General features: G+C 58.3%; 11 protein-coding genes. 8 read left to right on the top strand and 3 right to left on the bottom strand.

From position 1 onward, the window contains the following. Positions 1 to 213, bottom strand: a 213-nt coding sequence (locus tag BV908_RS18655; RefSeq protein ID WP_030093369.1) for a DUF4158 domain-containing protein, incomplete at its 3' end; no start/stop codon positions are given. Positions 214 to 381: 168 nt separating this feature from the next. Continuing rightward, positions 382 to 3,201, bottom strand: coding sequence for a DNA methyltransferase (locus BV908_RS18650; protein WP_103738900.1), 2,820 nt, complete (start codon positions 3,199 to 3,201; stop codon positions 382 to 384). 259 nt (positions 3,202 to 3,460) lie between these two features. Here BV908_RS18650 and BV908_RS18645 point away from each other — a divergent pair, with 259 nt between their 5' ends. The 8 genes from BV908_RS18645 (at position 3,461) to BV908_RS18625 (ending at position 7,400) form a co-directional block, all read left to right on the top strand. Next, entirely contained in the window at positions 3,461 to 3,796 is a 336-nt protein-coding gene (locus BV908_RS18645; protein ID WP_146052289.1) for a hypothetical protein, read from the top strand. Between the two features lie 103 nt (positions 3,797 to 3,899). Next, positions 3,900 to 4,277 (top strand): hypothetical protein, encoded by a 378-nt coding sequence (locus BV908_RS18640; protein WP_103738898.1) that lies wholly within the window; start codon positions 3,900 to 3,902, stop codon positions 4,275 to 4,277. A gap of 74 nt (positions 4,278 to 4,351) precedes the next feature. Then, positions 4,352 to 4,528 carry a hypothetical protein gene (locus BV908_RS22520; RefSeq protein WP_172751405.1) on the top strand — a complete coding sequence of 59 codons (177 nt, stop codon included), beginning with the start codon at positions 4,352 to 4,354 and terminating at the stop codon, positions 4,526 to 4,528. Positions 4,529 to 4,696: 168 nt separating this feature from the next. After that, positions 4,697 to 4,927, top strand: a complete 231-nt coding sequence (locus BV908_RS18635; RefSeq protein ID WP_146052288.1) for a hypothetical protein — start codon at positions 4,697 to 4,699, stop codon at positions 4,925 to 4,927. Between the two features lie 170 nt (positions 4,928 to 5,097). Then, a complete protein-coding gene (locus BV908_RS22295; protein WP_172751404.1) occupies positions 5,098 to 5,538 on the top strand; it encodes a hypothetical protein in 441 nt (146 codons plus the stop codon). Between the two features lie 105 nt (positions 5,539 to 5,643). Continuing rightward, complete coding sequence (locus tag BV908_RS22290; RefSeq protein ID WP_146052286.1) at positions 5,644 to 5,928, top strand: hypothetical protein; 285 nt, start codon at positions 5,644 to 5,646, stop codon at positions 5,926 to 5,928. Between the two features lie 68 nt (positions 5,929 to 5,996). Further along, positions 5,997 to 6,929, top strand: coding sequence for a hypothetical protein (locus BV908_RS18630; protein ID WP_103738896.1), 933 nt, complete (start codon positions 5,997 to 5,999; stop codon positions 6,927 to 6,929). A gap of 120 nt (positions 6,930 to 7,049) precedes the next feature. Next, complete coding sequence (locus tag BV908_RS18625) at positions 7,050 to 7,400, top strand: hypothetical protein (RefSeq protein ID WP_146052285.1); 351 nt, start codon at positions 7,050 to 7,052, stop codon at positions 7,398 to 7,400. Here BV908_RS18625 and BV908_RS22515 read toward each other — a convergent pair. Beyond that, on the bottom strand, positions 7,397 to 7,552 hold the full coding sequence (locus tag BV908_RS22515; protein ID WP_172751403.1) for a hypothetical protein: 156 nt from the start codon (positions 7,550 to 7,552) through the stop codon (positions 7,397 to 7,399). The two genes, BV908_RS18625 and BV908_RS22515, sit on opposite strands and share 4 nt — an antisense overlap. Between the last annotated feature and the right edge of the window lie 79 nt (positions 7,553 to 7,631).

Below are 7,631 nucleotides of genomic sequence, written 5' to 3'. Positions count from 1 at the left end.
TACTGGAATTACCCGAAAGGCACCGAGCAAACGCCCACTCATGCGCAGGAAACCAATATGGAGCGCCAGACCAAGCTTGTGGGAATCACCTCGGCGTGCATTGATTGCGTCGCGCTCGGCACCATCGAAGGTGAAAAATGCCTTCATCTCGAAGTCGCTGATATCGCGGGGGAGCCCACGCATCCCCAAAAACGTTGTGTGCCAACCCTGCATCGTGAACCTCAAAAGTGGGAGGCCACCATACCCGTTTACAAAGCGAACAGGAAAGTCAATGAAATCAACGGTCTACCCAGACCACCCCCGCGCCAGTGCTAGCTTTGCGTACCGTCACTTATTGCACTGAAAACGAGGAGACCCCGAGTGCGGCCGGGGCTCAGTGCATCAGGGTGCCGGGGCGCGTCGTTTCCTGGGTACAGGGGCTGCAGAGGAGGTGGCCACGGGCGAGACCAACCGCTGGTATCGACTGAAGAGGAAGGCCACGCGGGACGCGTCATCCTTGGCCCCACGATAGCCATATGCTGCGTCGATTGCGCGATCCAGATCCGCATGGGCCTTCACCAACTCAGCAGGCATGGTGTCCGGGTTGTACAGCAGTGCCAGGCTTGCATGCTGGCCGGCAGCTGCGCACCTGGAGAACTCAAGGTCTCGCGCATCCAGAACCGACTGAGCCGCCTTTTCTACCGCCAAACGCCGCTGCTCGCTGAGCCCTTCGGGCCATGGGTAGTTGTTGTAGACGATGGTGTTGGAATAGCGGTAACGACTTTCCAGGCGACCAGCCACAGCGCGTATCCAGGCGTTGTGCATGGTGCTGCTCAGCATGCCGAAGTGGTACAGCGTGGCATCTGGGAGCATCGAGTTAGCATCTCCGCAGATCACATTCGGGTCGAAATACCCAATGGGGATGAACTGACGATTCTCGGAGCTGTGTCGAGGTATCAGTAGGTAGCGGGTGTTTGGTTGACGCACTTCGCCAAACAAGTGCGGTGTGTTCGCAAGATTCTGTGTTGACGACCTTGAGCTGCTGCTGCGATGAAGACGAACAGCGGCGAGGCGGGCTTTCAACACGGGCGAATGGGCCTTGTCGGCTGAAGTTGCATCTGCCAGCCACAGGCAATAGCGCTGCGTGTTGTTGATGAATTCATCTGCGCCCAAGAATGGGCGGATGTAGCGGGCAGCAACGGGGTCCGAAGATCGGATATCGGACGCTTCCTCAGCCGAGAGAAGAAGATGCCCACCATCGTTCGCCATGCTCCCGAATCGCACCTCGGGAATTCCTTGCTGAAGGGGTTGGCGACGCGATTCGATGTACACATCCGGCCCCTCCACAAGATAGGGATTGAGGTGAGTGACTTTGCTTTCTTGGCCTTCGCCGGCGATGTCCGCTGTGTAGTCGAAAACACGCACTGCCATGGTTGGTGAGACAAGGCTGAACCCGACGATGACACAGTGCACGGCCGCAACGCCTCGCCCCTCGTTTCCCCATTTGAAGGTGCGGTGTGCAAAATGGATCTGTACCCCCATGGGCAGTAGCTCTTTCCAAAGTGCTGCTACCTGCTCGCCCTGAAACAGACTGTTGGTGGAAACAAAGGCCGTTTGCACCTGCGTATTGGCCTGCATGTAGTGTGCTGCCTTGACATACCAGGCCGCAACGTAATCAAGCACCCCAACTGACCTGGCCCCGCCATACACGATATCGAGGTCTTGTTTTTGTTCGGCGCTTTGGTGTTGACGCCCGATGAACGGTGGATTGCCCACTATGAAGCTACAGGCCTGGGGCGCGAGCACCTCGGCCCAATCTAGACGCAATGCGTTGCCCTGGCGGATATGGGGGCTCTGCACCAGTGGCACGCTGGGACGGGTGCTGCCGAAGCGGCTGGCCGCTTCAAGGTTCATCTGGTGGTCCGTGATCCACATGGCCACCTGGGCGATGTGAGCAGCACTCTCATCCAGCTCAATGCCATACATCTGCTCAACGCTCACGCGGCTCAAGGTGCTGATGTCCAGCAGCCCCATGGTCTGGCCGCCCTTGGAAAACAAGCGCGCGATCAGCTCCATCTCCAGCCGGCGCAGCTCCCGGTACGAGATGACGAGGAAATTCCCGCAGCCACACGCCGGGTCGAAGATGCGCAACGTAGGCAACTTGTCGTAGAGGGCCTGCAGCTTCACCCGGCTGGTGCCCGCAGCCTGTAACTCCGCGCGCAGCTTGTCCATGAAAAGCGGATTGATGGCCCGCAGAATATTGCGCTCTGAGGTGTAGTGCGCTCCCAGTTCGCGACGGCTGGCGGTGCGGCTTTGGTCTGGCTGGTGCTGCTCCAGCACACCTTGGAACATCGACCCGAAGATGGCCGGCGAGATCTGCGACCAATCGAGCGAGACGCATCCCAGCAGCATTGAACGCAAAGGGCTATCGAACGCCGGGATGCGTGTTCGATCTGCAAAGAGCCGGCCGTTGATGTACGCGAATGCCGCTAGGTTCTCATCAAGCAAAGTGCTGCGCTGCGCAACCGGCGTATTGAGTACCTCGAACAGCTCCGACAGCTGCGATCCCAGATCCTTGCCATCGGCCCGCGTGGCTTCCACCAGGCGCCGGAATTGTCCGTTGTCCCCGAAGATGGCAGTGTCGTCGGCGAAAAGGCAAAACAACAGGCGCGTCAGGAACACCTCAAGGTCGCGGCCGGTGAAATTGCTGCGCAGCAGCGCATCGTGCAGCACCGCCATCTGCTCGGCGGCACGGCGATCAGCCTCGGTTTCCTCCGCGATGACAGGCGCCGCATCGTCCACTAGAAAGCGGAACCAATCGGCCTTGCGGGGCAGCTCCTGCAGCGTGCATTCGTACTGCTTATCCTGCACCAGATCGAAGAGGGCAAAACGTGCAAAGTCATGCAGCAAGACGAAACGGGGCTGCTGGTGTGCTGGACAGCCCCAGCGGTACTCCTCGGCCTGCTGGCGGGCCTTGGCGAGGTCTTGTCCGAGGCTCTTCGCTTCAATGATGACCTTGGCCGGGATGAAGGCATCCATGTAGCCGGTTGAGCCATCTTGCCGCGTCACCTCAAACTCACGCGTGTAGTGGTGCGCCTGAACATCAAAGCAGGCCAGAAACTGAGCCGTGAAGACCTTCTCGTCAGCTCTTTCGCTCGAAGCGTCGCGCCAGAGAACGGCAAATGCAGCAAGACGCCTGCGGAGTTCGTTGGTGGTGATCAAAGCCTGGCCTGTTCAAGGTCGTGAGTCTTTACGCTCGCGCCCAGCAGCAATCCGGCCACTGGGGCACAGCCCCGCATCGAATATACCTATGGAGTAGCCAGTAGCAAGATCCGCGCTGATGGCGCATGTCGTGCGCCAGCCGTACAATGAACGAATTGCCTCGGCAATTCTTGGCCTCGTGCCAACCTTTCTTTATCAACCCTGATGGGCACCAGCTGCCCCTTGGGGCTCGGTGTCCATCTCTATTCTGGAGATGGAAATGACTCAACAAGCTACCGCCTCGGCGAATGTTCACGGCGCATCCCCGCGTCTGAAATTTCGTGTCCTGGGCGCACACTCGAATCGCCAATTCTTTGAGATCGAAGTCCAGGCCGAACATGGCTTAGCTGCATTCGGCATGGCTGCTTTGCACCTCAACGAAGCCGGCGAAGATGGTGATGCGGAGTTCTACGCGGCGATCCCTTCGGGGACCGACTTTGAACTGCCTGGGGAAGGCGTTGTCACGCTCGAAACTGTTCTCAACCCGGAGCAAGCCGATGTTTTCGGTCTGGCCGGTAAGGACAAGAGCCTGCGCGAGCACGTGCCCAGCATGTAAACCTCATCAAGCATCCCCTGATGCCCTGATGAATCCTCAACCACCCTGACGGGCGCATCGCCCGTTCAGGGCGGCGTCCGTTCTTTTTTCAAGGAATCGGACAATGGAAAACGCAACCTCTCAGACGAAGACCCAAGCCGCCATGCCTTTCGATATTGGCGGCATCAAGTTCGCAGCTGTACGGGCCACTCAGCCCCGGCCTCACTGGCGCGTGCGCCTGGAAGAAACCGGCGAGGTGTTCGAGCCAGGGACTGGTGGCATCTCCAATGAAAGCGTGCCGAAGATGAAAGCGGATATCCAATATCTGCTGGACCGGATCTCGAAGGGTGACACCTCCGATTTCCGCCGCCGTTTTGGTCTGCCGCCAACACCCGCAAGTGAAAGCACGTGTGTTGAATGCGGTGCGACCGATGCAGACATGGTGGGATGCCCTGATGGGGCTGAAATCTGCCGTGACTGCTTCGGAGCCGGCCGGCACTGACCGCGAGACCTTCATCAACCCTGGGGGCGCAACCCGTGAGGGCAGGCGCCCATCTCCTCCCACAAGGAAATGAAATGAGCCAACAAGTGACTTTGACGCGTGAGCAGGCGATGGACAAGTTCAAAGGGCTTGTCCGTCAATACGGCTTGCAATGGACCGCTGCAGTACCGCGAGAGGCTTACGAGCAACTCCGGGAATGCAATATGGTTCTGACCGCGAAGGACCGACGCGAAGCCCTTGGCTACCGCTGAATCAGGAAAGGCTCGCCAGACAAGATCCGCGACTGCGTGGTCACACTGACATGCCGAACATCATCACGCCAGCGCTCTGACATCTGTCGGGCGTGGGTTTTTTTTCAACCCTGACGGGCACCTGTTGCCCATTTGGGCCGGCGCCTGTCTCTCACACTGGAGAAATTCATGAACGAGAACAAAGCGCCGCAAGAAGCGGTACAGCCTGGATACATCCGCCTCGTCAAGCTGCAAGATGAGGGGCGTCTCCAAAAGGGCGACATCGTGGAAACCGCACGCCTTGGGCAGTGCAAGGTTGCGCACATCCAGTCGCCCGACAGCATCTGCGTTATCACGGCCGACAAGCGGTACTTCAACCTCTCAGGGCTCGGGTTCAAGGCTCGGATGGCTACTGCGTAGCAGAGAAAGCAGCCCATTCTGTCACCTTCGACAGTTCAACAGAAACCACTTGGCTCCGATGGGGCCAGGTGGTTTTTTTATTGGTTGTAGGACCGGGGTTAAATCCATAGAATCAGAGCCATTGCCCCGGCAATTCCTGGACTTGTTCCAGCCTTTCTTTAACCACCCTGATGGGCACTCTGCCCGAAGGGGCTGGTGTCCTTCTCTTTCAAAAGAGGAAAAGGACAATGATGGATTCCAATGAGCAACCCACCTCGCGTGGTTACGCTCAAAACGCCCTCAACCGCTATGCCCTCGCCATCAATGATGGCGAAGCTGGCCTTGTCTGGTCTGTAGGAGGTGCATGGAGTGCTGCGCTGCTTTCCCGGTTGCCAACTCTGTTGACTGGGCCCGAGGCAGACGCGCTCTTGGCTCGGCATCCGAACGCCAGAGTTGTGGACGTGATTGTTTACCTTGAAGCACTTCGCGCATACAACGCAGGTGTTAACTCGGTAGTCGATCACAACACGAACAGCACGCCCGAAAGCCGAAAGGCCGCACAGGAGGCCGGCGTGGCAGCAATGGTTCGTTCAGGCTTCTGCAAGGATGCCTTGGATATTCTGAAGCACTGACGTGCGCGGCCACCCATCTTTGAATGGGGGGGCTTTTTAACCACCCTGACGGGCACTTGTTGCCCTCTGGGGTCGGTGTCCGTCTCTTCGATAGGAGAACGGAAAATGGAAAACAACGAATTTCGCGACTTGGTAGCCGGATGTGCCAAGCAGGGTGTAAACCTTGCTCGGCAAATGGCCTCCAATGGCACCCTGGAACCGCTGTACCTTTATTTCAGGCCGTCACAGCCTGGCAAGACTGGTGAGCTGTTCTTGGTTCGTGATAGCGCTCCTGTGCCACCGGGAGTTCAGCTCGCAACCGGCGAAGGCCTTCGAAGCAATGTTCCCTATGACGCCTATTTCCAATGGGTGTTTGAACGGAGCAGGCGGCTTCCCGTGCTTTCGTACTGATCTTTCATCAACCCTGACGGGCACCTCGCCCTCGGGCTGGTGCCCGTTTCTTTCAACAAGGAAACGGTATGTCGAATTTCATTGAAGCAGTCAGCGACACCAAGCAGCACCACGCTGAAACAGTCGCAATCAAGATGGGCGCGCTTGCAACGCTTGTGCGCTGCGCCGCATCCCACATCGAAGACATTGAGTCCGGAATCGAAGAAGGGCTGTACAGCAAGGCCGAGAACTTGGATCTGGCTGCAAAGCAAGCTGCTTTGGATGAGGTGCAAAGCCTCCTCAGATCGCGGCAACGTTCCGAAACCGTCAAGGACCGCGACGTACGCTACACGGTGCTCGTGAACGGCATCGAACTGGCCCGTGGCGATGCCGGCACGATTGGAATCATGTTTGGCAACCTGAGCGGTGAGAACTTCACCCACCGCGTCGGCCACGACCAGACCCATGAACAGTGGCTCGCCTACTTCGCGAGCGTTTCTGATATGGCTCTCGCACTCGGCGCCCCCATTGAGGCGCGCAACCCGGAAGGCAAGACGCTCCTAACCGGCGCAATTGGTCACGCCCTCATTGGCAACTCACTGAGCGACCTGTACGCAAAGTGGGACCAGCTGAGCGACGTGGCCATCGATGAGGAGGGCGCTATCGATGAGCCATTCCTGCATTTCTCCAAGGGCACTCCCCGCGAAGAAATCTGGGCGTGGTTCGAGAGGCGCAATCCCAAGTTTGTTGTTGCTGAATTGCAGCGTGGCATCCGCCGCTCTGACGAAGAAGCCGTGACAAGCGAGGGCGGTCCCGATGGGCGCACTCATGAGCTGTACATCAAGATCGCCGCTGACAGCATCGCAACGTTGCGCAAGGTGGATGTGTTTCGAGTCATCGAAAGCGTTCGCCCTGACAACATCGACGGTGTTTCGCGCGCATCACTTTCACGATGGATCTCGGCCCAAAGGCCGGATCTGTCCGAGGAAGTAGCTGATGTGCTGCAAGAGCTGGCGAACTAGCCTGCAACCCTGCCCGCCACCCCATGTATTGCATGGAGGGCGGGCATCATTTCAACCCCAAGGGGCCCGCCCCACGGGGCAGTGCCCATCTCAATGGAGCCTGGAAATATGGAAAACTTAGTGCCGCTCGATGTGGCCATGCAAGTGTTGGAGGCGATCCGAGAATCGCATCCCGAACTCATCGCAGACAACATGCCTCCCACATGGGGCATGAACAAGCTGCGCGAGGCGGTGAATGCGAGCAAGGTGAAGCCCGACGATGGCGCCGGCCGCACCCAGGAGTGGATGAATGCGGATGCCGCTTTCGAGCACCTCAACAGCATTCTGGATGCCACTGGTGCACTGGAAAGCACAGCCATCCAGGCTGCGGCCTATCGGCTGCGCCTGGCCATCGCACAAGGCCTGGGCGACCAGGACCGCGCAAAGGCAGCAGAGGAAAGCCTGTCTGAGTTGACCGCTCAGCAAGACTAAATCGCAAGCCCCTTAAAAAGACACCCCCAGCCCATCAATGATGGCTGGGGGTTTCCTTTTTTGGGCGAGCCATGGACTGTTTGCAGCCATTGATACTCGGTGATCACGTCTGTAGAATCCGACCCAATTGCTTCGGCGATTTCTGGCTTCATGCCAGTCCTTTATCACCAACCCTGACGGGCATCGCTGCCCATCACGGGTTCGGCGTCCGTCTCTTCTCCAGGAGAACGG

The sequence above is a fragment of the Diaphorobacter sp. LR2014-1 genome, assembly GCF_002916785.1.
Classification (GTDB): domain Bacteria; phylum Pseudomonadota; class Gammaproteobacteria; order Burkholderiales; family Burkholderiaceae_C; genus Diaphorobacter; species Diaphorobacter nitroreducens.
Note: the sequence above shows the minus strand (reverse complement) of the source record. Positions and strands in the feature narration are given on the sequence as shown.

Coding starts and splice junctions, on each gene's coding strand:
- BV908_RS18645 (WP_146052289.1), top strand. CDS start 3,461: ATGACTCAACAAGCTACCGCCTCGGCGAATGTTCACGGCGCATCCCCG.
- BV908_RS18640 (WP_103738898.1), top strand. CDS start 3,900: ATGGAAAACGCAACCTCTCAGACGAAGACCCAAGCCGCCATGCCTTTC.
- BV908_RS22520 (WP_172751405.1), top strand. CDS start 4,352: ATGAGCCAACAAGTGACTTTGACGCGTGAGCAGGCGATGGACAAGTTC.
- BV908_RS18635 (WP_146052288.1), top strand. CDS start 4,697: ATGAACGAGAACAAAGCGCCGCAAGAAGCGGTACAGCCTGGATACATC.
- BV908_RS22295 (WP_172751404.1), top strand. CDS start 5,098: ATGGGCACTCTGCCCGAAGGGGCTGGTGTCCTTCTCTTTCAAAAGAGG.
- BV908_RS22290 (WP_146052286.1), top strand. CDS start 5,644: ATGGAAAACAACGAATTTCGCGACTTGGTAGCCGGATGTGCCAAGCAG.
- BV908_RS18630 (WP_103738896.1), top strand. CDS start 5,997: ATGTCGAATTTCATTGAAGCAGTCAGCGACACCAAGCAGCACCACGCT.
- BV908_RS22515 (WP_172751403.1), bottom strand. CDS start 7,552: ATGAAGCCAGAAATCGCCGAAGCAATTGGGTCGGATTCTACAGACGTG.